Annotated in this window: 21 protein-coding genes; 10 read left to right on the top strand and 11 right to left on the bottom strand. The window is 67.7% G+C overall.

Annotation, left to right across the window (positions count from 1 at the left end):
* Nucleotides 1-147: 147 nt before the first annotated feature.
* Nucleotides 148-750, top strand: a complete 603-nt coding sequence (locus tag ACTWP9_RS31565) for a DUF7691 family protein (RefSeq protein WP_443249746.1) — start codon at nt 148-150, stop codon at nt 748-750.
* Nucleotides 751-1,071: 321 nt separating this feature from the next.
* Here ACTWP9_RS31565 and ACTWP9_RS31570 read toward each other — a convergent pair whose 3' ends face one another.
* The gene (locus tag ACTWP9_RS31570; protein WP_443249747.1) at nt 1,072-2,091 is read right to left on the bottom strand and encodes a DUF4331 family protein; all 1,020 of its coding nucleotides are present in this window, start codon (nt 2,089-2,091) and stop codon (nt 1,072-1,074) included.
* Nucleotides 2,092-3,583: 1,492 nt separating this feature from the next.
* Here ACTWP9_RS31570 and ACTWP9_RS31575 point away from each other — a divergent pair.
* The gene (locus ACTWP9_RS31575) at nt 3,584-5,275 is read left to right on the top strand and encodes a hypothetical protein (protein WP_443249748.1); all 1,692 of its coding nucleotides are present in this window, start codon (nt 3,584-3,586) and stop codon (nt 5,273-5,275) included.
* A gap of 199 nt (nt 5,276-5,474) precedes the next feature.
* Here the strand turns inward: ACTWP9_RS31575 and ACTWP9_RS31580 are convergent, their stop codons facing one another.
* Both ACTWP9_RS31580 and ACTWP9_RS31585 read right to left on the bottom strand, forming a co-directional pair.
* The gene (locus ACTWP9_RS31580; RefSeq protein ID WP_443249749.1) at nt 5,475-6,455 is read right to left on the bottom strand and encodes a PstS family phosphate ABC transporter substrate-binding protein; all 981 of its coding nucleotides are present in this window, start codon (nt 6,453-6,455) and stop codon (nt 5,475-5,477) included.
* A 943-nt stretch (nt 6,456-7,398) separates the two neighbouring features.
* A complete protein-coding gene (locus tag ACTWP9_RS31585; protein ID WP_443249750.1) occupies nt 7,399-7,950 on the bottom strand; it encodes an AAA family ATPase in 552 nt (183 codons plus the stop codon).
* A 209-nt stretch (nt 7,951-8,159) separates the two neighbouring features.
* On the opposite strand from ACTWP9_RS31585, the gene ACTWP9_RS31590 reads away from it, so the two are divergent.
* Nucleotides 8,160-8,408, top strand: coding sequence for an ATP-binding cassette domain-containing protein (locus ACTWP9_RS31590; protein ID WP_443249751.1), 249 nt, complete (start codon nt 8,160-8,162; stop codon nt 8,406-8,408).
* 265 nt (nt 8,409-8,673) lie between these two features.
* Nucleotides 8,674-8,868, top strand: a complete 195-nt coding sequence (locus tag ACTWP9_RS31595; protein ID WP_443249752.1) for a hypothetical protein — start codon at nt 8,674-8,676, stop codon at nt 8,866-8,868.
* Between the two features lie 288 nt (nt 8,869-9,156).
* Here ACTWP9_RS31595 and ACTWP9_RS31600 read toward each other — a convergent pair whose 3' ends face one another.
* Both ACTWP9_RS31600 and ACTWP9_RS31605 read right to left on the bottom strand, forming a co-directional pair.
* Entirely contained in the window at nt 9,157-10,470 is a 1,314-nt protein-coding gene (locus ACTWP9_RS31600; protein ID WP_443249753.1) for a hypothetical protein, read from the bottom strand.
* A 209-nt stretch (nt 10,471-10,679) separates the two neighbouring features.
* A complete protein-coding gene (locus tag ACTWP9_RS31605) occupies nt 10,680-11,630 on the bottom strand; it encodes a phosphotransferase family protein (RefSeq protein ID WP_443249754.1) in 951 nt (316 codons plus the stop codon).
* Nucleotides 11,631-11,968: 338 nt separating this feature from the next.
* Here ACTWP9_RS31605 and ACTWP9_RS31610 point away from each other — a divergent pair, with 338 nt between their 5' ends.
* From ACTWP9_RS31610 to ACTWP9_RS31620, 3 genes are all read left to right on the top strand, one after another.
* Nucleotides 11,969-12,250 (top strand): SMI1/KNR4 family protein, encoded by a 282-nt coding sequence (locus tag ACTWP9_RS31610; RefSeq protein ID WP_443249755.1) that lies wholly within the window; start codon nt 11,969-11,971, stop codon nt 12,248-12,250.
* Nucleotides 12,251-12,417: 167 nt separating this feature from the next.
* Nucleotides 12,418-12,900 carry a hypothetical protein gene (locus tag ACTWP9_RS31615; RefSeq protein WP_443249756.1) on the top strand — a complete coding sequence of 161 codons (483 nt, stop codon included), beginning with the start codon at nt 12,418-12,420 and terminating at the stop codon, nt 12,898-12,900.
* A 197-nt stretch (nt 12,901-13,097) separates the two neighbouring features.
* Entirely contained in the window at nt 13,098-13,937 is an 840-nt protein-coding gene (locus ACTWP9_RS31620; protein WP_443249757.1) for an arginase family protein, read from the top strand.
* A 258-nt stretch (nt 13,938-14,195) separates the two neighbouring features.
* Here the strand turns inward: ACTWP9_RS31620 and ACTWP9_RS31625 are convergent, their stop codons facing one another.
* A complete protein-coding gene (locus ACTWP9_RS31625; RefSeq protein WP_443249758.1) occupies nt 14,196-15,161 on the bottom strand; it encodes an EamA family transporter in 966 nt (321 codons plus the stop codon).
* A 110-nt stretch (nt 15,162-15,271) separates the two neighbouring features.
* Nucleotides 15,272-16,249: a quinone oxidoreductase family protein gene (locus ACTWP9_RS31630; RefSeq protein ID WP_443249759.1), complete on the bottom strand. Its 978-nt coding sequence runs from the start codon at nt 16,247-16,249 to the stop codon at nt 15,272-15,274.
* Nucleotides 16,250-16,357: 108 nt separating this feature from the next.
* On the opposite strand from ACTWP9_RS31630, the gene ACTWP9_RS31635 reads away from it, so the two are divergent.
* A complete protein-coding gene (locus tag ACTWP9_RS31635) occupies nt 16,358-16,702 on the top strand; it encodes an ArsR/SmtB family transcription factor (protein ID WP_443249760.1) in 345 nt (114 codons plus the stop codon).
* Nucleotides 16,703-16,911: 209 nt separating this feature from the next.
* Here ACTWP9_RS31635 and ACTWP9_RS31640 read toward each other — a convergent pair whose 3' ends face one another.
* Both ACTWP9_RS31640 and ACTWP9_RS31645 read right to left on the bottom strand, forming a co-directional pair.
* Nucleotides 16,912-17,874 carry a threonine ammonia-lyase gene (locus ACTWP9_RS31640; RefSeq protein WP_443249761.1) on the bottom strand — a complete coding sequence of 321 codons (963 nt, stop codon included), beginning with the start codon at nt 17,872-17,874 and terminating at the stop codon, nt 16,912-16,914.
* Between the two features lie 225 nt (nt 17,875-18,099).
* A complete protein-coding gene (locus tag ACTWP9_RS31645) occupies nt 18,100-18,363 on the bottom strand; it encodes a hypothetical protein (protein ID WP_443249762.1) in 264 nt (87 codons plus the stop codon).
* A 462-nt stretch (nt 18,364-18,825) separates the two neighbouring features.
* On the opposite strand from ACTWP9_RS31645, the gene ACTWP9_RS31650 reads away from it, so the two are divergent.
* On the top strand, nt 18,826-19,362 hold the full coding sequence (locus ACTWP9_RS31650) for a hypothetical protein (RefSeq protein WP_443249763.1): 537 nt from the start codon (nt 18,826-18,828) through the stop codon (nt 19,360-19,362).
* 195 nt (nt 19,363-19,557) lie between these two features.
* Nucleotides 19,558-20,496 (top strand): ADP-ribosylglycohydrolase family protein, encoded by a 939-nt coding sequence (locus ACTWP9_RS31655; protein WP_443249764.1) that lies wholly within the window; start codon nt 19,558-19,560, stop codon nt 20,494-20,496.
* A 150-nt stretch (nt 20,497-20,646) separates the two neighbouring features.
* On the opposite strand, the gene ACTWP9_RS31660 is transcribed toward ACTWP9_RS31655, so the two are convergent.
* Nucleotides 20,647-21,051 (bottom strand): DUF6193 family natural product biosynthesis protein, encoded by a 405-nt coding sequence (locus tag ACTWP9_RS31660; protein ID WP_443249765.1) that lies wholly within the window; start codon nt 21,049-21,051, stop codon nt 20,647-20,649.
* Between the two features lie 465 nt (nt 21,052-21,516).
* Nucleotides 21,517-22,449, bottom strand: coding sequence for a LysR family transcriptional regulator (locus ACTWP9_RS31665; protein WP_443249766.1), 933 nt, complete (start codon nt 22,447-22,449; stop codon nt 21,517-21,519).
* Nucleotides 22,450-22,542 lie beyond the last annotated feature (93 nt).

A 22,542-nucleotide genomic window follows, 5' to 3' on the forward strand; every position in this document is an offset into this window, starting at 1 on the left:
TGAGAAGTCGCCCGCAAGCAGACGCTTCGGTCAGTGATCCAGCCGTGCCGGAGGAACCGGACCCGACGCACCCTACGCAGCCCCCGAAGATCCCGAAGGGCCAACGCCAAAGCTAAATGTCAGTGCCGCTGGTTAGGATGCCCGGTCATGAGCATGGGATTGAGTGTGTATCTGGTGGACTTGAGTGTCGTACGGGGCGCGATCGGCTCCGGTGATGTGAAGCTACGGCGGATGATCGGCGGCCGCTTCAAACGCCATATAGCCTCCGCCGACGAGCAGTTCTCCCACGAGATCGAGCAGGGCGCGCCCAGCCGCTACGAGGCGCTGCGCGCGGTGATCGACGGCGGGCCCTTCGATGACCGATACGGCTTCCAGTACGGATACGCCTACCAGTTGGTCTGCGAGTTCTATGGCAAGGCGCTGTTCAACAACGACTTCTCACCGTACCGGGGCAGTTGGCTGGAGGATGTCGATGCCGGGCTCGCTCAGCTGGACATCAAGGCCGTCGAGCTGACGGAGTTCACGTACGGCTTTCCTCCCTCGCCGCTCCCGCGGCCCGAATGGGTGCCGACGTACGGGGAGTGGAGCCCGCAGGAATGCCGAGAGGCGCTGACGCAGTGGGAGAACACCACCCCGGACCAGCGCCAGGCCGTGGACCGCGAGGTGCGGGAGGCGATCGAGAGTTGCGTCGACTGGTTCCGCGAGGCGCAGAAGAAGGACGGCTTCGGGATCGCGGGCTTCAATTACTGATGGGGGGCCAGGGCGGCGCTAGATGCAGCCGCAGCCTTGGCTGATTCCTGCCAGTACCCGTTTCCGGCTTCCGGCCTCGGCGTAGGCGCTCCATCTGCCACTGGTGGGCGGAGCGCCACCGCAGGACCGGCGCGCGGACCAGGGGCGCATTCGCGCTGGCCGGCGCGAGGCGGAACGACTGGGCCAAGAGGGCAGGCCCCTCAACGCCGACCCTGATTCAGGCATGCCGCCGAGAAGTACGGCGGGAGGGCTGAGTCCTACCAGTACCGCACGGTCGACCGGAGTCCCGGGGTGTCTCCTGACGGGCCTGACGGGTCGTCGTCAGGAGCTCGCTGGTGTATGCGGGTCGCCGAGGTACGGGAACCTGTCCAGGATGTCGGTGTGCGGCGTCAAACCGGTGGGCGGCGCCTCGTTCTTGGTGAGGAATGCGACGCGGATGTCGATGACGTCCTCCGTGAACGTCCGGCCGTTAGGGTACGCGGCGGGCTTGGAGGGGTCGAAGTGCAGCACGTCCGGCAGGATGCCGTGCTCGTCGAGCGCGGTGATCGCCTCCTCGCGGGTGTAGCCGCCGGTGTGACCCAGCAGGTGGACGAACTGGTCCGTCCACCTGGCCCGGTCGTTGACCGGCTCGCTGGCGTTGTACTCCTCCTTCGTGTCGTCGGTGTTGAAGAAGCTACTCACCGACGGATGCCCGGCCCGGTCCACGTGGACGAGTTCGCCGTCGCGCAGGACGCTGCACCGGCCCCAGATGTGCAGCTCGGGCTTGGGCGCCAGCTCCGCGGTCGGCAGTTCGAGCGCCATGGAGAAGACGTTGGCCGTGCTGTTGGCGTCGACACCGGTCCATGGGGACTGACCGCCCAGATGGGGTGCGGTGAAATTCCGGCCGCCGCTGGTGTCGAACAATGCCTGGATGCCGTCGGCGTCGAAGAAGAAGGCGTCACTGCGGCTGCCGGCGGCCACCTGGTAGTTGCCGCTGCTGACCACGTTGGCCTGGGGGCCGAAAGAGACGGCGGCGTCAGAAACGATCTCGGTGCCGACCGCCTCGGCCCTGCGCGACTCTGCACCCGTTGCCATGAAGACGCTGTAGGTCTGGGAGCCGTCGGCTGCCGGCGGGCTGAAGACCCAGCTGAAAGCGATGTCGGTCAGATAGTCGCCGTCGTTGTCGATGTTCAGTCGGTACACCGCGTCGGGGTGCAGGGCATCGGCGTTGGGATTGGCGTTGAGGATGAGAACGGTCCTGCCCGGATCGCTGGGTACCCCGAAGGCATACAGGTCGCACAGATCGAGGCGCTGGTCGCCGAGCGGCGGCCCAAGGCTGAGGCCGGTGAAGTGGTTGGACATATCAGGCCCTTCCTCTGCTTGTTCGCTGGGAAACCGCCAGAGCGCTCGAACGGCCGTTCCACGGCTCGTGAGGTGCACCTGCGCGGGCGGTACGTCACGCTAGCCCGCCACAGCAGTCCGACCATCGATGGAGAGAGCGCCGCCGTCCAGCAACCCTCGAATGGGTCACCGGCAGGAGCAACGACTGGGCGTTCGTGACTCCGTACGATTCGCCGCCCCACGCCCCCCGATGGCTCGGCCTCCGATGAGGAATCGCCATCCGACCGCTCAAGGCGCTCTTGGCGCACAATCCGCAGCACGTCCACGCACCGGCGGCGCCCCCCCGGCCACCTGACCGACGCTCGCGACGCGAGCTGCTGCACAGCCGCTTACCTCGCACCGCCGGATTCTGAACTGAGCGGTGGGTCATTGTCCTCAGTCCGCCAACAACCCACCGTCAGCAGGAAATCAGGATCAGGCTCAGACCTTCACCGCAGGGCTGTCGACGGCGCCCTGCCCATCGCCACGGTAGAAGGTCACCTCATAGCGACCGCGCGGCACCTTCTTGGAAAGGGTCTTTCCCACGTGAGCACCGTACGTCTTACCAGTGGACGTGTTGACTGCCTCTATCCACACCACTGCACCATTTGCCGAACCCCTGGTGTAGCCCTTGCCGTAGATCTTTCCGCCGGAGGCAGAAGCGCACACCTTCATGGTGTCTGCGTCACCTGGTCCCCAGGCACTACACCGTTGAGCCGAATCCGCAGAAGCCGGTCAGCTCGTTCAAGGACGCGCAGGTGAGGCTTGCGGTTGCCATGCATACGTACGTCCTGGAACTCGCAGAGGACGCGGTGGAAACCACGGAAGGGTGTTCGTCGCGCACGGGCAGTCAGCAAGAGCAGATGACTGGACGGCGATCGCCACCCCAACGGTTCGCTGTAACGGCGGACGAGGCGGATGCGGGCGCGCTGCGCAGGCTCGGAATGGTGCCGGTTGACCTGCATCGCAACCCCGAACTTCCCGCTGGGCGGGGCGTCACGGCCGCCAGGGCAAGGTGTACGCATTTGCTGCAGCGGTGTCAGGAGGCGGGGCAAAGGCGATCGCACCAGTGACCAAGTGGGACCGGGGGCGCGTTGCGTGTGTGGGTACGACATGTCCGTTCGCCGTAGCTGTACGAGAGCCGGGCCGGTGCCGCAGAAGTACGTGAGCTGATCGCCGTCAGCAGGTGTGCTCATCACCCAGCGCGTGTATTGCACCGAGGACCACGTCACCCCCTGCGAAGATGGCGGGCGTGACCAAGGAGTAGATCGCCGAAGCGGCGCTCTTGGCCGCAGCCGGTGCGCCGGCAGCTCCGGTGCACGGGGCTCTGCACTCAAGCTCTTCAACGCGGCGGAGAGGGACTGTGCAGACAGCGCCGGAGCTGGATATCGCCGGCGCACGGGAACGGAGCCAGGCCAACGGTAGGGAGCCACCGCCTACTCCGGCCTCGGCGATGGCAGCGGAGGGAGGCTCGATGACTGACTACTACGACCTCGGCCGTTACACCCGAACGGTGTCGACCGGGGTGGGTGAGGCACAGACCTGGTTCGACCGCGGCCTGATGTGGAGCTATGCCTTCAACCACGAGGAAGCGATCGACTGCTTTGAGCGGACCCGCGAGCTCGACCCGGAGTGTGCCATGGCCTCCTGGGGTATCGCCTACGCCTTGGGACCCAACTACAACAAGCCCTGGGAACGCTTCGACCCGGCCGATCTCGAGACGAGCGTCTCCCGGGCGTTCGAGGCGTCTGCCCAGGCGGAACGTCTCGCGCACAGGGCCACCCCCGTCGAGCGGGCGCTCATCAGCGCGCTCCGGCATCGTTATCCCCAGCCGGAGCCGGTGTCGGACCTCTCGGGGTGGAACCACCGTTACGCCGAGGCGATGCGCCCGGTGTACGCCGCACATTCCGAGGATCTCGACGTGATCACGCTGTTTGCCGACGCGCTGCTGAACCTCACCCCGTGGCAGCTGTGGGACCAGCGGACCGGTGAGCCGACCCCGGGATCCTTTGCTGTGGAGGCGCGTGCCGTACTTGACCGTGCACTGGAACTGTCGGGCGGGCCGGATCACCCGGGTGTGCTGCACATGTACATCCACCTGATGGAGATGTCGTCCGTGCCGGAGCAGGCCCTGCCGATGGCCGATCGACTGCGCGATCTCGTCCCCGATGCCGGCCACCTGCAGCACATGCCCACACACCTGGACGTCCTTTGCGGTGACTACTCCCGTGTGGTGTCCTCCAACGCGCGTGCGATCGAGGCGGATGAGAAGTTCGTGACGCGTTCCGGCCCGATGAACTTCTACACGCTCTACCGCTGCCACAACTATCACTTCAAGATCTACGGTTCGATGTTCCTCGGACGGCGGGCAGTCGCGCTGCAGACGTGCAGCGAACTCGAGGCGGCGATTCCTGAGGAGCTCCTCCGTGTCCAGGTGCCACCGATGGCGGACTGGCTCGAGGGCCTTCTCCCCATGCGCATGCACGTGCTGATCCGCTTCGGCATGTGGCAGGAGATCATCGACGCAGAACTGCCGAGGGATCCCGAGCTCTACTGCGTGACCACGGCGATGATGCACTACGCGAAGGCAATCGCCCACGCCGCCTCCGGCCGGGTGGAGGCGGCCGACGCGCAGCGGGCGCTCTTCGAGGAGGCAGCCGGGAGGGTCCCGGAGTCGCGCACGCTGTTCAACAACACCTGTCAGGACATCCTCGCGGTGGCGGCCGCGATGTTGGAGGGCGAGGTGGAGTACCGCAAGGGGAACGTCGATGATGCCTACGCCGCGCTGCGACGGTCGATCGAACTCGATGACAACCTTCCCTACGACGAACCCTGGGGGTGGATGCAGCCGACCCGACACGCCTACGGGGCACTGCTGTTGGAGCAAGGCCACGTCGAGGAGGCCGCAGCGGTGTACCGGGCCGACTTGGGCCTGGACGGCACCATTCCACGGTCCCAACAGCACCCGGGCAACGTCTGGAGCCTGCACGGCTACCACGAGTGCCTGGTCCGGCAGGGCCGCGGGGGAGAGGCCGCCATCATCGAACAGCAGCTCCGCCTCGCCCAGGCCAGGGCAGACGTCCCGATCAGTGCCTCCTGCTTCTGCCGACTGTCGGCTGTCGGGGAATCGCCCTGTGGCACCGGGTCTGCCGGAGCCTGCCACTGACAGATCCCGCTGCCCGGACTGCCGCCGAACTTGACCACGATCGAGGCCACTCGACCGCCCGTGCGCTATTCCACCCTCGATGGCACCGACCACTCGAGCCGCAAGGAGCAGGGCAGCACGGATCCGCCGCTAATCATCTCGGCGCAATCGAGTGGCCGACTCCCTGAATTTCGTGACCACGCCCCGCGGGGGCGCGGGATCACCTGGCCGCTTCCTTCAGTCTCTTGAGGTCTGCCCTGAGCTTGTCCTCCTGCTCCGAGTTGAGCGGAATGAACTGCGTGCTCGCCGTGATCTGGGCGTGATGCTTGACGAAGTACTCGACGAAGTCCTCCACCTCCGGACGCTTGAGCGCCTTCGCGGCGGGATACAGGAACAGCGGCCGGGACAGCGGCTTGTATGTGCCGTTCTGCACGCTCGTGATGCTGGGGACGACACAGCCACCACCATCGTTGATCATGAGGGATTTGAGGTTGCTCTGGTTCTCCTCGAAGTAGGAGAAGCCGAAGTAGCCCATTCCGCCGCGGGCTCCGGAGACGCCCCGGACCGTGTCGTTGTCGTCCGCGGAGGAGCGGTAGTCGGTGCGGGAGGCACCCTCTTTGCCGTTGATGGCCTTGGTGAAATAGTCGAAAGTGCCCGAGTCGGTGTCTGGACCGAAGAGCTTGAGGGGTTCGTCGGGGAATCTCGGATCGATCTGCTGCCAGTTCGTGATCCCGGATCCGGGTTCCCAGATCTTCTTCAACTGCTCGGTCGACAGGCAGTCCACCCAGTGCACGTTCTTGTTGACCACGACGGTCAGGGCGTCATTGGCGACGGAGAGTTCGTCGTGCCTGATGTCGTTCTTCTCGCATGCCGCCTTCTCCGTGTCTTTGATCACGCGCGAGGCATCGGCAATGTCCGTGGCACCCGCACAGAACTTCTTGAAGCCCCCACCGGTCCCGGAGGTTCCCACGGTGACCTGGACCCCGGGCTGCTCCGCGGCGTAGGACTGCGCGGCGGCCGTGGACAGCGGGGCGACAGTGCTGGAGCCGTCCACCCTCACCTTGCCCGCGAGGTCCTCCACCTCGTCCTCAGCCGATCCGGACCAGGCATTGACGGCCCCGCATGCAGTCAACCCGGGGAGGGTGAAAAGGGCCAGCACGGTGACCCCGACGATCGCTCTCGGCCTCCTGGATGCATCCACGTTTCTCGATCCTTGGCATCGGGCCTACTGCAGACGGCTGGCGCGGAGGAAGAGCCTCAGATGGTTCCCGGCCAGCAACTCGATAGAAGAGTGACCATAAGAATTCCAGGTGCACGGAATGTGGCCCCGGAGTGAACCGTGGACACCACATCGACGGCACCTGTTACCGAGAGTGTCTGCGCCTCTCTGGCCAAACAATCCAGCCCCAGCATCTCCGCCTTACGTACTGGGTTTCCCTTGCGAGAATGTCGGTCACTGCTCGTCGAACCTGACAACCTCCTACTCGGAGGCCCCCCGGCCCTGCCGCTCTCCCACGTCGAGGGAATTGCCGCCCGCACGACCACCGCCCGCACCGGCCACATCCTCGGCATGCCCGAGGTAGCCGCCGTACGCGACATGATCAGCGCCTTCTCCGTGATGGACGAACGCCACGGCGGCCAGCACGGCCGCAGCGCCCTGGTCGCCTACCTGCGCGACCGATGACGTCGCCCCCCTGTGCCGAGCCCGTTTCCGCACCGATGAGGTCCGTCAGCAGATACTCTCGGCCGCCAGCCGCGTCCACCTCCCGGGCTGGAAGAGCTACGACGCCGGCCAGCAAGGCACCGCCCAGCACTACTACCTCCAGTCCTATGCGCTCGCCACCGAATCCGGCCTCCTCGGACACGACCGACGGCTTCGTGATGCGAACGATGGCCATGCAGGGCCTCGAAATCCACCGGCCGGAGCACTGCCAAGCCCTCGCCGAAACCGGTCTCAACCGCGCCAGGGGACGGGTGGACGCCCAGACCGAAGCCCTCTTCCGCGTCGTCCACGCCTATTACAACCTGGCCGCCGCTTCCCGCCCGCCTCGACCTACGGGATCGGCAAGGGAGGGGGCGTGGGCCGTGGAGGAGAGGAAGCGGGCCCCGAGGCTGTCCATTCCGAGAGTCGCGACGGGCGGCAGTCAGACCACCAGAGCGCGCCGGCGAGCTTCGTGGATGATCTGATCCGCGGTTTCCTCGGGAGTGAGAGCCGCGGTGTCGAACCACCAGCCGATCCCGCCGAGCTCGCGCTTCATGTCGGCGTCAAGGGCTTCATAGCCGTCGAAGTCGAACCGCTCGCGTGGATCCCTGATGGTGTTGCGGTGCCTGCAAACGTTGATGCCAGGCGAGAGGACGACGAAGAGCACCTGCCGAGCCGGGAGAAGGCTCAGGAAGAAGTTCCATTGCTTACGGTCGGGGATCACCCAGTCGATCACGGGCGTGAAGCCGGCATCGGAGAAGTCGTTCGCCAGCGTGCACAGGTTGCGGTTACACAGCTCCACTTGCCGCGCTGCTTCGTCGGCAGGCTCGCCCAGAGCCCCGACACGACCACTGACAATCAGCCTGCTGATCTGGTCGCCGTCGAGCCGAGCGGAGCGTGGCAGACGCTGGGCGACCAGCCTGGTCACCGTCGACTTCCCGGCCCCGGGCATCCCCGTCACGATCAGACAGCTCGACGTATCAGCAGCGATCACACCGGCAGCCTGTCAGGGGGCGCGCTGGTCGACAACCGCATTCCCAGGGCGCAATCGGTGGCCCAGGGGAGGGGCTGAGCTGCCTGAGCTGGCGGCTCCCTGGCCGGGCCGAGGCCAAGAAGCAGGGGCGGGTCCTACCGACCTTCGTGGCGGTGTCGCAGACGAAAGTTGCTGGTGGCCCGGACGCAGGCGGGGGTGCGGTTGTCGGAATGATCGAGACCTTCCCTCTCACGAAACGACATCGGGCGGTCAGCGCTGTGGATGACCTCTCGCTCGCCGCCCCGGACGGGAAGGTGACCGGGTTCGTCGGACCTGACGCCCCGGGCAAGACGTCCACGATGCGTATGGCGGTCGGCTTGGACCGTCCGACCTCAGGCAGCGCCACCATCGACATGCGGGCTCACTTGCGTCGGTCGGCTCGCCGCCGCCGGCCGCAATCCCGACCGGCGGGCCGATGAGCTGCTGGAAGAGGTCGGCCTCGCCGCGGCGGCGTCACGGAGGATCGGCGCCCTCGCGAATGGGGGTGAGACAGCGCCTCGGAATCGCGGTGCACTGACGAGTTGGTGCGCGACAGCGGGCGCGGCGGTTGAGGTGTTCTTGCTGGTGGGCGGGCGTGACCCCCTCGTGGCGGTCTTGGTCGATCGAGTGGTTCTCGCGCATCGGCTGTCCGCGGGCCTCGCGCGGCGTCATCTTGCGTGCCGTTATTCGATAGTTGTCGAGGCCATGGACGACCTCGGCAACGAGTACCTCGACGGCGGCGGTGCCCAGGGCCTGTCTCCCGACGGCCTCCGCACCCTGGGCAGTGCCTCCGTCCGGCCCGCCCCGCCACCGGGGGCGGTCACGCTCTCCCTGATCTTCGGCTTCCTGAACGGCAAGGACGAGACCCGACACGAGCTGTCGCTCTCTCTGGCCACGTAAGACCGGCCGTAGCGCCCAGGGGTCTGGCGCTGTTCCATTGGCGCTCCGGAACGGCTGCACCGATGCGGAACGCGACGCGGTGCGCATCTACGCGCGCCGGGAATGGCGAGCCGCGCCAGGGAATGGCGAGCCGCGCCGGGAATGGTGAGCCGGGAAGAAGACCACGGGACGGCCTGATAGCTGGTCGGCCGGATGCGTCCATCGTCAGGCATTCAACTGCGGCAGACCGGCGGGCCGGAAGCCCCGGCCGGCGCAGGGTGCTCAGCGCAGGGCGAGCGAGGAGGCTGCTCAGCCGGCCGTGGGGTAGGCCATGAGCCGGTCGCCGCTCTTGTCCAGTGCCACGCCGATGGATTCGTTGACCAGGAAGGGGCTGATCCGCGGGTTCTCCGGGGCGTCCTTGCCGGAGCGGGCGTCGAGGGCGACCGGACCGTTCTTCGTCTCGCCGTACACGCGCCCGTGCCACGCCCCGAAGACCTCCGGTGCGATCCGGTCGCTCTTCTTGTCCGGCAGCTCCCACAGCCCCTTCGCGCTGGAGGCGTCCACCGCGATGGCAATCTCCCCTGAGGGGCCGGAGCCGGAGCACACGACGGTGCTCTTGGAGTCGTACTTGCATGTGGTGACGGAGGAATCCGGGGGGAAGTCCTTCTCCACGTCTCCGGAACGCAGGTCGAGGAGGCGGTCGTAGCTGTCCCCGTCCTCATAGTCCCTCCCGTGTACGGCGACGAGGTGCGGGCCTGCTGCTTCGGCCGACAGTTCGTAGCTGTCCTGCCCCCGCCACAGCCGCCGCTCGGAGGACATGTCGTAGGCGACGACGCGCTCGTGTTCGCCGCCCTCGTCGGACAGGCCGACGACGGTCTGCCCCGATACCGCCGCGGTTTCGAAGTCCTTCTTCTTCCATACCGTGCGCCGGTGTGTCAGGTCGACTCCGTAGGTGATCGATTCGTCGTCGGTGCTGACGGTGACCGCGGCCAAGTTCTTGTCGGCGTGGGCGGTGGCGGTGACGGGACTGTAGGAGTCGACTGCCCAGTCCGGGACCTGGATCGGCATCCGCCACTTGACCTTCGCGGTGTCGGCATCGATACCCGTGATCTCGACCGCAACGTGATCCGACTGAGTGCCTGTGCCGGTCACCTCCACCATGAACGGGTGTACGAGAAGCGCGCCGTCACCGCTCTTGGTGAGGGCGGGGGCCTGCGCCGGGTTTTCGTCCCCCATCACGTCGACCTCTTCGAGCGCAGTGCCTTCTGGTCGGACTGTTGTCCGCTTGGCCGTGACCGTGTCGACGGCCTGCACTTTGTCCGGTCCTGCCACGAAAGCGCGCTGTTTGTGCAGCGTGACGGGCGGAGGCTCGTTCATCGTTCCGCCGACCGTCAGCCGCCCCGAAGTCGCTGCCTCGGGCAGTACGACGCCCTGGCCCGATGCGAACGTACGGGCGGGGTCGTGCACAGGCCGGGTCGGACCGCTCGGCTTGCCGTCCGCAGCTGGTTTCCCGCCCGGATGGCCGTTCCCGTCCCCGTCACTGCATCCGGCCACGGCGGTCAGCAGGACCACTGCGGTGCAACCGGCCCGCCACAGACGCATCCTGGCCTGCTTCCCCGTCATGGAGTTGTCCATCCCCGTGCGTCCCCCTTCGACCCATGCACAGCGAGAACGGTAACCCGGCCAACACACTGAGCGACAGGCGGGGGAGCCCTGTGCGGCTGCCAAGGGAAGCGCACCGGTTCGACATCAATCGACCACCGAGGCACCGAGGCACCGAGGAGCATGCCCCCAGCTGAGACGGCGCCTGCCCGCGCACTCAGCCACCCAGATCAGCCACCCAGACCGCCGGCCAGCGGCATCGTCCGCCATTGCTCGATGGCCGGTTTCAGCGCCTCCACAAGCATGGGCAACTGGGGCGCGAGGGCCAGGCACGCCACTGCCCGGGACATGCCTACAGCGTTGACGACGCGCAGCACTCCCTCGTCCAACTGCCGCAGACCTCGGCGCTGCGCTGCCGAGTTGTAAGCGGCCTCGCAATCGGGGCCGAGAGCCGCCAAGTCCCACTCGACCGGTCCGAGTGTGGCCAGCTCGAAGTCGGAGTACAGCTCGCCGTCCGCCGCAACGACGATGTTGGCTGCCGGGGCGTCCCCATGGATCGGCTGGAAGTCGATTCCGGGAAACGCCGCCTCGAACCCCGCGCGTGAGCCGATGACGGGTTCCAGGATCTCCCACTCGCGTTGCGCACGGTCGAGGTCTGCCGGCTCGACGAGGTCGGGACGCGTTTCGAGGGTGGCAAGGCCCTCTGTGACGAACTTCGGTTCGGCCGCCGACAGGAAGGGCAGCTCACCCGGGTACTCGCGCAGTGCGGCGTGCAGATCGGCGACCAGGCGGGCGTTCTGCACGAGATCAGGCTCGATGCTCTTGTCCAGCTCGACGAACTGCCAGAACGTCATCGAGAATCCGTCGCGCTGCACGGGATCCTGTGGCACGAGCGGACTCGGCGGAACAACCGGGTGACCCTGTTCCGCGAGCCACCTCACCACATCGAGCTCCACCCGCTGTTGCGCGGCCTGGGAGTCGACGTCGACGTACGACGGCAGGACCGTCGGCACCCGGACCACAACCGGTGACGGAGCGAGGTGCACCACAACGGAGAACACGTCATAGAGCACGGTGGCGTCGGTCACCGTGAGCCCGAGATCGCGACCCGCGGCGATGGCCGCTTCGAGCGCACGTGACTTGCGGGCCGCAAGCTTCTCAGGCGGCATGAATCCTGGCATGCCGACGATAGTGCCACGCCAGGCAGAGCGGTGCGACGAGTTGACGATCGCCGCAGCACCACACGCCGCGGGGTTACTGATTCGGCGCCTTGCGAACGGTTTCAGTGTCGGGCCGTACGACGCGCTCCGTCCGAGCCGGTACGCCGAGGCACGCGGTGTCCGGATGGGGGGCGGGCCGGCCGCCGGCAGGGAAAGATCAGCATGTCGGTGTCGGGGGCGGGTGCTACGTTGCGGCGGCATGGCCGACACCCTCCCGGCAGAAGCCGCCGCTCCTCTATGTGATCGATGAAGATTTGGTTCCGCCCGATCGGGGTGACGAGCAGGAAGGGCCTGAGTCTGTGGTTCCCGCTGGTGATCCGGACGAGGCGGTGCGGCTCTTCCACGACTACCGGCGGCTGATGGCGCAGATCCTCGGGTACGAGGAGGAACTCCCCGAGCCCGCGAGCGAGGAGGACCTCGGCGCGCCGGAGGAGGAACTCGGCGTCGTGCTGCCTCCGGACCTGCTGGGTGAGACCCATGCTCTTCGACCAACCGGTGGGAGCCGGGTGACCGTGTGCCGCTGCTTGCGGGGCGCGTCCGGATCCGCCCACAGGATCTCGTCGATCACCCGACTGCGCTGACGGCGCGACTATCGCAGGTGAGTAACGGTCTGCGAAGAACAACCTCATTGCCCACGGTTCCCATAGATTACGTCAGCGGCATAAACGGGGAACCATCTCAACTCGCCACGCATGGCCGCGTTCCACCTCATTACCCGACCACATCTTTCGACCACACGGAGATCCACATGCGCAAGGGAACGTCCGCACTCGCGATCACGGCAGTCGCCGCCGCGCTCGTCACGGCGACAGGGACCGGGACGGCCCAGGCCGCGTCCAGCGAGTGCAGCCGGACGGCCCTCTCCTTCAACCTGCCCAACAACCCGGACCTGGAGGGCTACGCCGAGCTGTGCGTGAGCCGCATCAACTCGACCACCCTCAACTCGAAGACTCTGGTCCAGCTCGAAGGGATCCACATAACGGGCGGTAAGCGGTTCGACTCCTTCAAGATCATTTACCACCTGGAGAAGAACGGTTCGACCGTCAAGTCCCGGACGAAGACGTGGGACTTCCCGAACGGCGGCCGGGTCCACACGACCTCGGCCGGCTTCAACACGTCCTCCTCTTCGAAGGGCGGCTGGACCACCGACGGAATCATCTCCTACAACATCAACAATGACGGGAAGGGCGCCATGACCAAGGAGCTCAGGGGCACGCCGAGCATTCGCTAGCCACTCGCTCTCCCTGATCCGGCCCTCTGGCCCGGCACCGGTCCGGGCCAGAGGGCCGGTTCACTCGGTCGCGGCGGACCGGTCGATCCGCCACCAGTCCGTCGTCGAAGGCTCAGCGGCGTGACTTGGGCGACGGCTCGGGTGACGGTGACGGTGACGGCGTAGGCTACGACGATCGTCGTAGAAGGGGGACGTTCGTGTCCGGTCCAGTCGTACTTGAGGTTGCGCAGTGGCAGGCGTCGGGTGCCTCTACGGCCCGGCGGTTGCACAGTGGGGCTGCCTGGCTCGCCGAGCTGATTCCCGCGGGTCGGCGGCGTACGGTCGCCCTCGAGAGCGGCGTCGGCAACTCGCGGGGCGGCGTGCAGAACGCCGATGTGCTGGAGCGGCATCTGCTGGCGGTGCGCACGGCATTGGCCGAGGTTCCGCCGGGCGAGCGGACGGTGACCATCGGCGGTGACTGCGCGGTCGACCTCGCCCCGGTCGAGGCCGCGCTCTCCGCATTCGGGGACCGGCTGGCGCTCGTGTGGTTCGACGCGCACGCAGACCTCAACACCCCGGAGTCGTCGCCGTCCGGAGCCTTCCACGGCATGGTGCTGCGCGCGCTCATCGGCGACGGGCCGGAGGGTCTGCAGCCCGTGCGGAGCCTGTCGGCCGACCGCGTGGTACTGGCGGGCGCGAGGTCACTTGACCCGGGTGAGCAGGACCTTGTCGAGAGCCGCGGCATCCGGCACCTCGACGTCGAGCAGCTGGCCGATCCAGGCCCGCTCCTGGCCGCAGTACGCGCCACCGGCGCCGAGGCGGTATACGTCCACATCGACCTCGACGTACTCGACCCGCAGGTATTCCCGGCCGTCGGCACACCCGAGCCCGGCGGACTCGGCGTAGCAGAGCTGCTCGTAGCAGTACAGGCACTGACTGAAGAGTTCACCCTCGCCGGGCTTGCGCTCACCGAGTACGAGCGGACAGAAGCCGCCGGTCAGGAAGAGGCAGTACTGCGGCGGATCGTCGACGGACTGTTCGGGGCCGACCGACGCTGAGCAGCGCCTCCGTACTGGCGCTCTTCAGGACCGAACCGCCCACTCCGGCGCCGGCCACTCCGCCGCCGTGCCCGGATCGGTAGTGGCCGGGCACATCGCCCACGGCGCTCATGCTGTCGGATGGAGCGGCCAGTTCGACGCGGGCGCCGACGAGGGCTATGCGTCGTTGACTTCGTTCGTCGGTCTGGAAGGCGCCTCGGGAAGGCGCCACGGCTGCGCTGTGTTCGATCCCGATCGTGACGCCTGGAGGTAACGGGATCACCAGGTTGCCGAGGGGATGTCGGCCTCGTTCCGCTGGCTGCCCTCACGGAGGGCGCTCGTTGCCCGGACGCGTGAGGTCCTGCGTTTTCCGGTTCCCAGGTATGTGGCGATGGTGGAGGCGCAGGCGACTGCGGCGATGCCGAGCCATTGGGGCCAGTCCAGGTGCTGGCCGAGGATGAGCAGGCCGAACAGGGCGCCTGCGGCCGGTTCCAGGCTGGTCAGTACGCCGAAGACACGTGGCGGGATACGGCGCATGGCTTCCAGGTTGAGCGAGTACGGAAGCACGCTGGAGACCACCGCCACGACGGCCGCCACCCACAGGACGTGCGGGTCCAGCAGGGCGCTGCCCGCGTGGGCGATGCCGTAGGGGGCACTGAGCAGCGCCGCCCAGGTGATGGCCAGGGCCAGGCCCTGGCCGCCGCTGAGGCGGGTGGCCATGCGGGCGGAGACCATGATGTATCCGGCCCAGCAGGTGGCCGCCGCGGCGGCCAGCGCGAGGCCGGCCGCAGGCAGGGAAGTACCGTCTGTGCTGCTCAACAGGAACACGCCTGCTGCGGCCAGGCATGCGGGGAGCAGGTCGAGCGCGCGGCGGGAGCCGGCCAGAGCGATGGCGAAGGGGCCGAGGAACTCGATCGTGGCGACAATCCCGAGCGGGATGTGGTTGACGGCTTCGAAGAACGCAATGTGATGTCCGGCCAGCAGCGTCCCGGCGGCGAGTACGGTCTTCCACGCTCCCCTGACCCCGTTCGGCGCTCTGCGCTTCGGACGCCACAGCACGCAGAGGATCACGCCGGCGATCAACAGTCGCAGGAAAACCACGCCCGCGGCGCCTGCCTGCGGATACACGCGGGGGGCGAGGGCCGCGCCGAACTGCAGCCCGCACACACCGGCCAGGACGAGGCACGGAGCGGGCACCTTGCCCGTGACGGTGGAGACTGCTTGGGCCGCGCTGTGCTGCTGCATGTCTGGGTCCGTGATTCTGGCTCAGGCATGGGGATGCCCGAGCCGGATGCTTTGTGGATGGTTGACGGGATGAGCAGTCGCCCGGGCCGTCGTGCCCCGGGCGTGTGCGGTCAGCCGGTGACGCGCAGCAGCAGCTTGCCGGTGGAGGTGCGCCCGCCCATGAGTCGGTGGGCGCCGGCCGCCTCGGACAGGGGGAACTCGGCGGTTACGGGAAGGGACACCACGCCTTCGGCGACTGCGCGCAGTGCGCGTTCGGTCAGGGCGCGTACGGCGTCAGGTGCCGTCCGGGCGAGCGCCAGTACGGAGAAGCCGCCGATGGAGCGGCCCTGCGCGTACAGTTCGGGCTGCCCGACCCGCCAGGGCTCGCCGCCGCCGGCGTTGCCGAAGGACACCAGACGCCCGAAGACGGCCAGCGCGTCCAGCCCGCGGCGCAGCGTGTCACCGCCCACCGGGTCGAGGACCAGGTCGACGCCCCTGCCGCCGGTCGCGCGACGGACGTCCTCAGCGAAGGTGTCGGCCCGGAACACTTCGTCGTAGCCGTGGTCGAGGGCGTACCCGGCCTTGGCGTCGGTGGAGACCACGCCGTACACCGCACCGGCGCCCGCCGCCCGGGCCAGCTGCCCGGCCGCCGTACCGATGCCACCCGCCGCGCCGTGCACCAGTACGCTCTCCCCGGAGCGCAGTCGCCCCACCTCGTGGATCAGAGCGTGCGCGGTCGGCAGCACGGTCGGCACCGTAGCCGCGGTCCGCAGGTCCAGCCCGTCGGGCAGCGCGAACGCGGCCGCGGCCTCGGCGAGGACCACCTCGGCGTACCCGCCGCCGTCAACGAGCGCGGCCACTTCCTGCCCCACCTGCAGCCCCTCGACGCCCTCCCCGACCGCCCGGATGCGCCCGGAGACCTCCAGGCCGGGACGGTAGGGCAGCGACGTCACCCGGTAGCCCTCGGCGCGCGCCTTGACATCCGCGAAGTTCACTCCGGCCCAGGCGGCATCGATGGTCACCTGGCCCGGCCCCGGCTTGGGAACCGCGGACTGCACGAGCTGCAGTACCTCGGGACCGCCGTAAGCCTGGAACTCGACTGCGCGCATAGCCGAACCGCCCTTCCGCGAATGTTCAATCCGAAGCGAACATTAGCAATGTAAGATAGGCGTCGAACATTCAGCAAACGGGTCTGATGCCGAGCAGGAGGAAGAAGGATGTCTGAGCGGGCCGAAGCCGCGGGGCATCGACCGGCACCTGCGCACACACACCCCGACGACGTCTCCCTCCTCGCCGCGCTCTCCGCACTGGCCGACCCCGTGCGCCTCCAGCTGGTCCGCGACCTGGCGAGCCACCCCGACTGGACCCTCAGTTGCAGCAACTTCGACGTCCCCGTCGGTAGGGCGGCCAAGAGTCACCACTTCGCTGTCCTGCGCGACGTCGGCCTCGTCGAACAGCGCGACCAGGGCACCAAGCGCCTCAACCGACTGCGCCGCGAGGAGTTCGACGCACGCTTCCCCGGCCTCCTCGATCTGACCCTCCGCGCCGACGACACCCACTGAACCCACCGGCCCTGAGCTCGACCCTTCGGTGCGGGGAACCGTGCTCGTCGCCGCAGGGGTGTTGCGGGGGGCTGATGACGACGATCGAGCGGGCCAGGTAGATGTTGGTGGTAGTAGAAGATGCCGACATTCTGGTGGCAGCCAGGTCAAGTTGGCGGCTGATCCGGCGGCCGTTCACGTTTGCGTGGCTCACTTGCCATCTCGTCGGCTCATGTGCGGACCCAGCGGTGGTAGGCGTCCGGGTCGACGTTGCTGCCGCAGATGATGGTGGCCACGTGGCGGCCGGCGAAGCGGTCACGGTCTTCCAGGATGGCCGCGACGCCGAGGGCCGCTGAGGGTTCGACGACCAGTCCCGCGCGCTCCAGCAGCATCCGCATGCCCGTGACGATGGACGTCTCGTGGACCAGGACGGCGTCGTCGGCCACCGTGAGGAGGTCGTCCAGGACTGCGGGGATGGGGTACCGGCCGGCGACGCCGTCGGCGATGGTGTCGGTCGAGTCGGTGGTGATGACCCTGCGCTGGTGCCAGGAGCGGGTCATCGCGGGTGCGCCGAGGGGCTGCACACAGATCACCTCGACGTCTGGCGAAAGGGCCTTCAGGACGTGGCCCACGCCTGTGGCCATCGCACCGCCGCCCAGGGCGATCAGGACAGCGTCGAAGGAGGACGCCCCGCTCGCCAGTTCCAGGCCGATGGTCGCCGCGCCCTCGCAGGTCTCGATGTCGAGGCTGTCCTCGACCAGCCGGACGCCGCGCTGTTGCGCGATACTCGCCGCCCGCTCGCGGGCCATCTCGAAGTCCCGGTCGACCAGCTCCAACTCCGCACCCAGCGCGTGGATCCGATCGAGCTTGGCAGCCGGCGCCCCGCGTGATGCCACCACCGTCACGTCGAGGCCACGGTGGCGTCCGGACCAGCCGAGTGCCTGGCCGAGGTTGCCGGCGCTGGCGCACACGGCGGCTGTGCGGCCCTGGCCGGTCAGCAGGCCGGCGACAAGTTCGGTGCCGCGGGCCTTGAAGCTGCGCACCGGGTTCGCCGTTTCCAGCTTGACACTCACCGTGCAGCCAAGCTCGCGTCCCAACGCGTCGCACTCGTACAGCGGAGTATCCAGAAAGATCGGGTCGATGTCCCGGCGGGCCGCGCGGATCCGGGCAAGATCGAGGCGCGTCGTGAGCATGACCAGCAACGTACCGTACTGCGGCGTCGCTCACCCGCCGGCAGGCGACAGGCAGTTGCTGCCTTGCATCGCCTGAGCACTCCTTGGCGCCGTGTCAGGCGGCGTTCGCGGCGGGCGAAGGCTGGGCGCAGCCGTCGGTCGTCGAGACGGCTGTTTCACCGGATGATGCAGCGGCGGATCGTGCTGCTCTGTTCCTTCGGGACATGGACAGGCCAGCACGGAGCGTCACTTGGCGCGGCGCTGCCGAAACTCCTCAAGCCATCCGTGTACTTGGTCGTCACTGTGCAGGTACGGATCCTCGGGCCCCGGCCGCAGATCGATCCCGTGCAGGAGGCCCAGCCCCCACCAGGACAATTCGTCCCAGTTGAGCGTGTCGTCGACGATCCAGCGTCTGGCCCACCGGTCAGCCGCATCCCGGCTCATGCGCCCCTGGACCACGGCAGCGAGGCACGCCTCGATCTCGTCCGGATCCGGCTGCCCACCACTCATGGGACTCACCGTACCCAGGACGGGCCGAACGTTCCTGATGCGGCAGCACCAAGGGCGGGAAGCTTCGAGATCCAGTACTCATCGATCCAGTACGTCACCGGCTTCCTGCTTTACCGCTCACCGGCATCGGGGCGTTGGCGTGACTTACTGGCCGAGTGCTTCGTGGTGCGCCGGGCTGAGACGGTCCGGTCTCGCGGTAAGGGCGTACGTCTGGGGTCCGGCCGGGTCCTTAGCGTGTGGCCCCGGCCTCGGAGGGGCGGGGCACATGTGTGCGACAACTTCTCCGGCCGGGTGAAGGAAACACCGACCCGACCAGAGCGTCAGGGGGCAGAGGTGAGAGCGGGGTGGTGGTTCCATCCACCGGAAGACCCCGCCATCGGGAATCGCCGGACCGCCGTCTGCTCGGCGGTCTACCGTACGGACACGCCGCGCTGCCTACCGCGTCACACGAGGAGGACCCCTGTGTCATCGCCCTGCGACCCCCAGTACGCTCCCGCCGGCGATGTGGGGACAGCGCTCATGATCATCGACTCCCAGCTCAAAGCCATCTACGACGGCAGGACCGAGACCGACCCCGAACAGCGAAAGCTGGTCGAACAGTTCACCGCGTCCATGGGCCCCGAGGGAGCACATGACGTACTGGACGGCACATGCACGCTCATCTTCATGTTCATGAAATGGCTGCGAATGGCCTACGAGGACCACAACAAGGACGTCATCGAGTACGTGGTGCCCAACCTCGTGGCCACCATGCGCATGATGCCCAAGAGCGTCCGTCCCGAGACCATCCCCACCATGGCGGGCCTGCTCGTCGCGGCAGGCACCGGCCTGAGCCCCAGCCTGTGGCGCCAGCAGTACGGAGACTGGACCAAGGACGAGATGAATCCCCTGGAAGCCACGGCCTTCCTGCTCGCGGAGCACATCAACCGGCTCACCGACGACCGCGACTTCGCCACCCGCCTGATCTCCAAAGCTCTGTCCAGCTCGGACCAAGACTGACATTGCCGGCCGCCTAGCACTCCGGAACCGGCCTTCGCATCACGAAACCACTGGCCGGGCTGCAGAGAGCTACTTTCTTCGGGCGACAGCGACCGAACGAGCGCTGCGGAAGTCGCCTTGGGCCTCCGGCAGATGGGAGGAGAAATGGCCGGTGCGCTGTCGGTGTGACGCCGATAGCCTGCGCGGATGGGGCGGATGAGGCGTATGGAGCGGGCCATCGCGACGGTCGTCGGCTCAGCGGTGGGCGACGCGCTGGGAGCCCCTTTCGAGTTCGGACCCCCAGGTGCGTTCTCTGCCCGGTTTCCAGAACCAGGGTGCGGTGGGGAGATGTGCGGAGGCGGCGGTTGGGAACCGGGCGAAGCCACGGACGACACGCAGATGGCCGTTCTTGTCGCGGAGTCGCTACTGCAGCGGGGCGGACTGGACTTGCCGGACATCTTCGCCCGCTTCCAGCGGTGGGCGGCAGCCGAACCCAAAGACATCGGCCTGCAGACCGAGGACGTGCTGACAAACGGCATGCCGTGGGATCTGGCCGCCGCAATTCATTTCCAAATCAACCAGCGAGCAGCCGGCAACGGCTCATTGATGAGGGCATCGACATCTGCGGTCTACTTTTCACGGGCCGGTCGGTCGGCCACGATGAATGCTGCCCGACGCATCGCTGCCCTTACCCACGGCGACCGCGCCGCCTGGGAAGGCACTGCCGTATTCCACGAACTCATCCGCCTCAGCCTGGCAGGCGCCGACCCCCTCTGCGCTATTCCTGACGTTCTGGATCTCGTCCATCCCGACCACCGCCAGCGATATGCCACAGTCCTTGCTGCTGACTGGCATCCCGACCAGGCAACCGAGTTCAACGGCGCAGTTTGGCCCTGCCTGGGATCGGCGGTCTGGGCCCTGCGCAGCACAACCAGCTTCCAGGACGCCATTCGCGCTGCGATTGACGTCGGCGGTGATACAGACACTGTCGCCGCGGTCACCGGAGGTCTCGCGGGTGCGTATCACGGATTGGAAGCGATCCCAGCCCGCTGGACCGAGCCCTTGCACGTCCCCTTGCCAGGATCCGGCGGACGGGTGCTGCGGCTGGCAGATCTGATCGATCTTGCGCACCATCTCGGGGCCGGCCTGGACTGACGGGGGGAAACGCGTATGCCCGTAACAGTCCACGAAAGGAACGCAGATGACCGCCACCTCCCCAGGAACGAAGCCCGACTCCCGCACCGGTTCGGCGGACGGACACCAACGCAGCCTGCCAGGCACTCCTCAGCAGCCGAGCCCAACCTCTTACCCGTTGTCCGCCTGCTGCTTCTGGGCTTCGTGAGCGGCGAGTTCTTCAGGAGTGCCGACGTAGGCGGGGCCGCACCCCGTCGGCAGTCGCCGGAGCACCATGGCGATGGCTTCCCGTGCCGTGGCCGCCGGGCCTACCGTCTCGGAACGCAGGGGACCGGCGACCCAGTAGGTGCCGCCGGGTGCGGGCCGGATGTAGGGGATGTCCCAGGTCCACCGCTGTTCGGTGCAGCGGCTGAAGTGGAGTTCTCCCATGCCTGTCCAGGGGAACAGCTGCCGCAGGCGGGGTTCTGCGTAGGCCGCTTCCAGTAGTTCGACCCTGACCCGCCCGTCCTGGCGCACTTCCCGCCAACCGGCCTCAACGACGGCATCGCCCGCTGTATCCCTGTCCACGGCCCCCATCGTCCCTGAGGGGTACGACAACAGGGGACGCGGCTGCGGCTGGTGGCACAGACCACTCCCTTGCCGACACCACTGCGCCGGGACCTCGGCTACTACCTGGGCGCCGGCGCCGCCGACCACCCATGGCGCAACGTCACCATCTCCAGCTGGCACAGCTGGCATGCCGACCAGCCGCTCCAGCACCGGTGTGGCACCGCGCCAGGTCGTGGAGTTCGTAGGGGACGCTCACAGGTGGAGCAGGCGAACTGTTCGACGCTGGCAGCCCGTTCGGCGAGCTCTGGCACGTCGCAGAAGCTATCGCGAGGGGCTTTGTGCGAAAGCTGGTTTGCGAGAGGTTGTGAGAACGAAGATCGGGGGCAAACCGGGCACGGTCCGGTGGGGGCCCGTGATCTCTCAGAACTACTCATTTGTGAGAGAGCCCTGTCGAGCGATTGCCGCGGCGGGATCGCCCCGGCTGCGTGGTGCTCACGTTGATCGGTCCGTGGCAGGAGATCTGTCCTGGGGCGAGGGGCTGCTCAGGCAGGTCTGAGCGGCATGGCGGAAGGCGCTGACCAGGCGGCTGCGCTCGGCTGTACGGGTAGCGAGGACGACATGGGCGGGTTCGACGCCGTCGAGGGGGATCGCGGCGATGTCGGGACGGGTGTGGACGGCGAGGGAGCCGGCGGGGGCGATGGAGACGGCATCGCCGGCGGCGATGAGTTCGAGCTTGTCCTCTACGGTCTCCACCAACGGTCCCTCGGGTGCGCGGCTTCCGTCGGGGCGGGGGTCGATGCGCCAGAACGCGTTCCACGCCGAATCGGGAAGCCGGGGGGTGGGCTCGTCGGCGATTTCGTCGAGGGTGACGTACTCCTTGCCGACCAGGCGGTGATCGGCGGGTACCAGGAGCATCCGGGGCTCGTCGTAGAGGATCGTGACGTGCAACTGGTCGGTGGGGAACGGCATGCGGGCCACGACCGCGTCCACCCGGTGGTCGAGGAGAGCTTGGCGTGGTTCGTTCCACCCCAGGTGCAGGGTGTGCACGTCGGCGTCGGGGTGGCGGCGGCGGAGCTCACGCACCGCGGGGGTGATGATCAGGCCGGTGGTGTAGCCGACGGTCAGGCGTGTGGGCTGCGCTGCCGCCCTGGTCTGGGCGGCAGCCTGGCTGGCGCTGCGCAGCAGTGCCTTGGCGCGAGGGAGGAACACCTGTCCGGCTTCGGTGAGCTCGGTGCCGTGCGGGCTGCGGTCCAGCAGGCGTGCCCCGAGCTGATCTTCCAGGCGGCGGATCTGTCGGCTCAGGGACGGCTGTGCGAGGTGCAGGGCCGCGGCGGCGCGGCCGAAGTGACGTTGATCGGCCACCACGGTGAAGTAGCGCACCAGGCGTAGATCAAGGTCCGCGCTGGTATCCGACGTCTCGGGCATGCTCCGACTGTACCTCTCCTCCGAGTCGACACCGCCCATGAAAGAGGGGCTTGAACTGGGGTGATGCCGATTCGGTATCGCAGATTGCAGAAC

Origin of the sequence: Streptomyces sp. 3N207, from assembly GCF_052246355.1 — a bacterium.
In the GTDB taxonomy this organism is placed as follows: domain Bacteria; phylum Actinomycetota; class Actinomycetes; order Streptomycetales; family Streptomycetaceae; genus Streptomyces.

Excerpts from the sequence above, each read along its gene's own strand:
- ACTWP9_RS31590 (WP_443249751.1), top strand. The coding sequence starts at position 8,160 with ATGATCGAGACCTTCCCTCTCACGAAACGACATCGGGCGGTCAGCGCT.
- ACTWP9_RS31595 (WP_443249752.1), top strand. The coding sequence starts at position 8,674 with ATGGACGACCTCGGCAACGAGTACCTCGACGGCGGCGGTGCCCAGGGC.
- ACTWP9_RS31635 (WP_443249760.1), top strand. The coding sequence starts at position 16,358 with ATGTCTGAGCGGGCCGAAGCCGCGGGGCATCGACCGGCACCTGCGCAC.
- ACTWP9_RS31575 (WP_443249748.1), top strand. The coding sequence starts at position 3,584 with ATGACTGACTACTACGACCTCGGCCGTTACACCCGAACGGTGTCGACC.
- ACTWP9_RS31640 (WP_443249761.1), bottom strand. The coding sequence starts at position 17,874 with ATGCTCACGACGCGCCTCGATCTTGCCCGGATCCGCGCGGCCCGCCGG.
- ACTWP9_RS31570 (WP_443249747.1), bottom strand. The coding sequence starts at position 2,091 with ATGTCCAACCACTTCACCGGCCTCAGCCTTGGGCCGCCGCTCGGCGAC.
- ACTWP9_RS31660 (WP_443249765.1), bottom strand. The coding sequence starts at position 21,051 with ATGGGGGCCGTGGACAGGGATACAGCGGGCGATGCCGTCGTTGAGGCC.
- ACTWP9_RS31645 (WP_443249762.1), bottom strand. The coding sequence starts at position 18,363 with ATGAGTGGTGGGCAGCCGGATCCGGACGAGATCGAGGCGTGCCTCGCT.
- ACTWP9_RS31600 (WP_443249753.1), bottom strand. The coding sequence starts at position 10,470 with ATGACGGGGAAGCAGGCCAGGATGCGTCTGTGGCGGGCCGGTTGCACC.
- ACTWP9_RS31630 (WP_443249759.1), bottom strand. The coding sequence starts at position 16,249 with ATGCGCGCAGTCGAGTTCCAGGCTTACGGCGGTCCCGAGGTACTGCAG.
- ACTWP9_RS31615 (WP_443249756.1), top strand. The coding sequence starts at position 12,418 with ATGCGCAAGGGAACGTCCGCACTCGCGATCACGGCAGTCGCCGCCGCG.
- ACTWP9_RS31625 (WP_443249758.1), bottom strand. The coding sequence starts at position 15,161 with ATGCAGCAGCACAGCGCGGCCCAAGCAGTCTCCACCGTCACGGGCAAG.
- ACTWP9_RS31565 (WP_443249746.1), top strand. The coding sequence starts at position 148 with ATGAGCATGGGATTGAGTGTGTATCTGGTGGACTTGAGTGTCGTACGG.
- ACTWP9_RS31605 (WP_443249754.1), bottom strand. The coding sequence starts at position 11,630 with ATGCCAGGATTCATGCCGCCTGAGAAGCTTGCGGCCCGCAAGTCACGT.
- ACTWP9_RS31655 (WP_443249764.1), top strand. The coding sequence starts at position 19,558 with ATGAGGCGTATGGAGCGGGCCATCGCGACGGTCGTCGGCTCAGCGGTG.
- ACTWP9_RS31665 (WP_443249766.1), bottom strand. The coding sequence starts at position 22,449 with ATGCCCGAGACGTCGGATACCAGCGCGGACCTTGATCTACGCCTGGTG.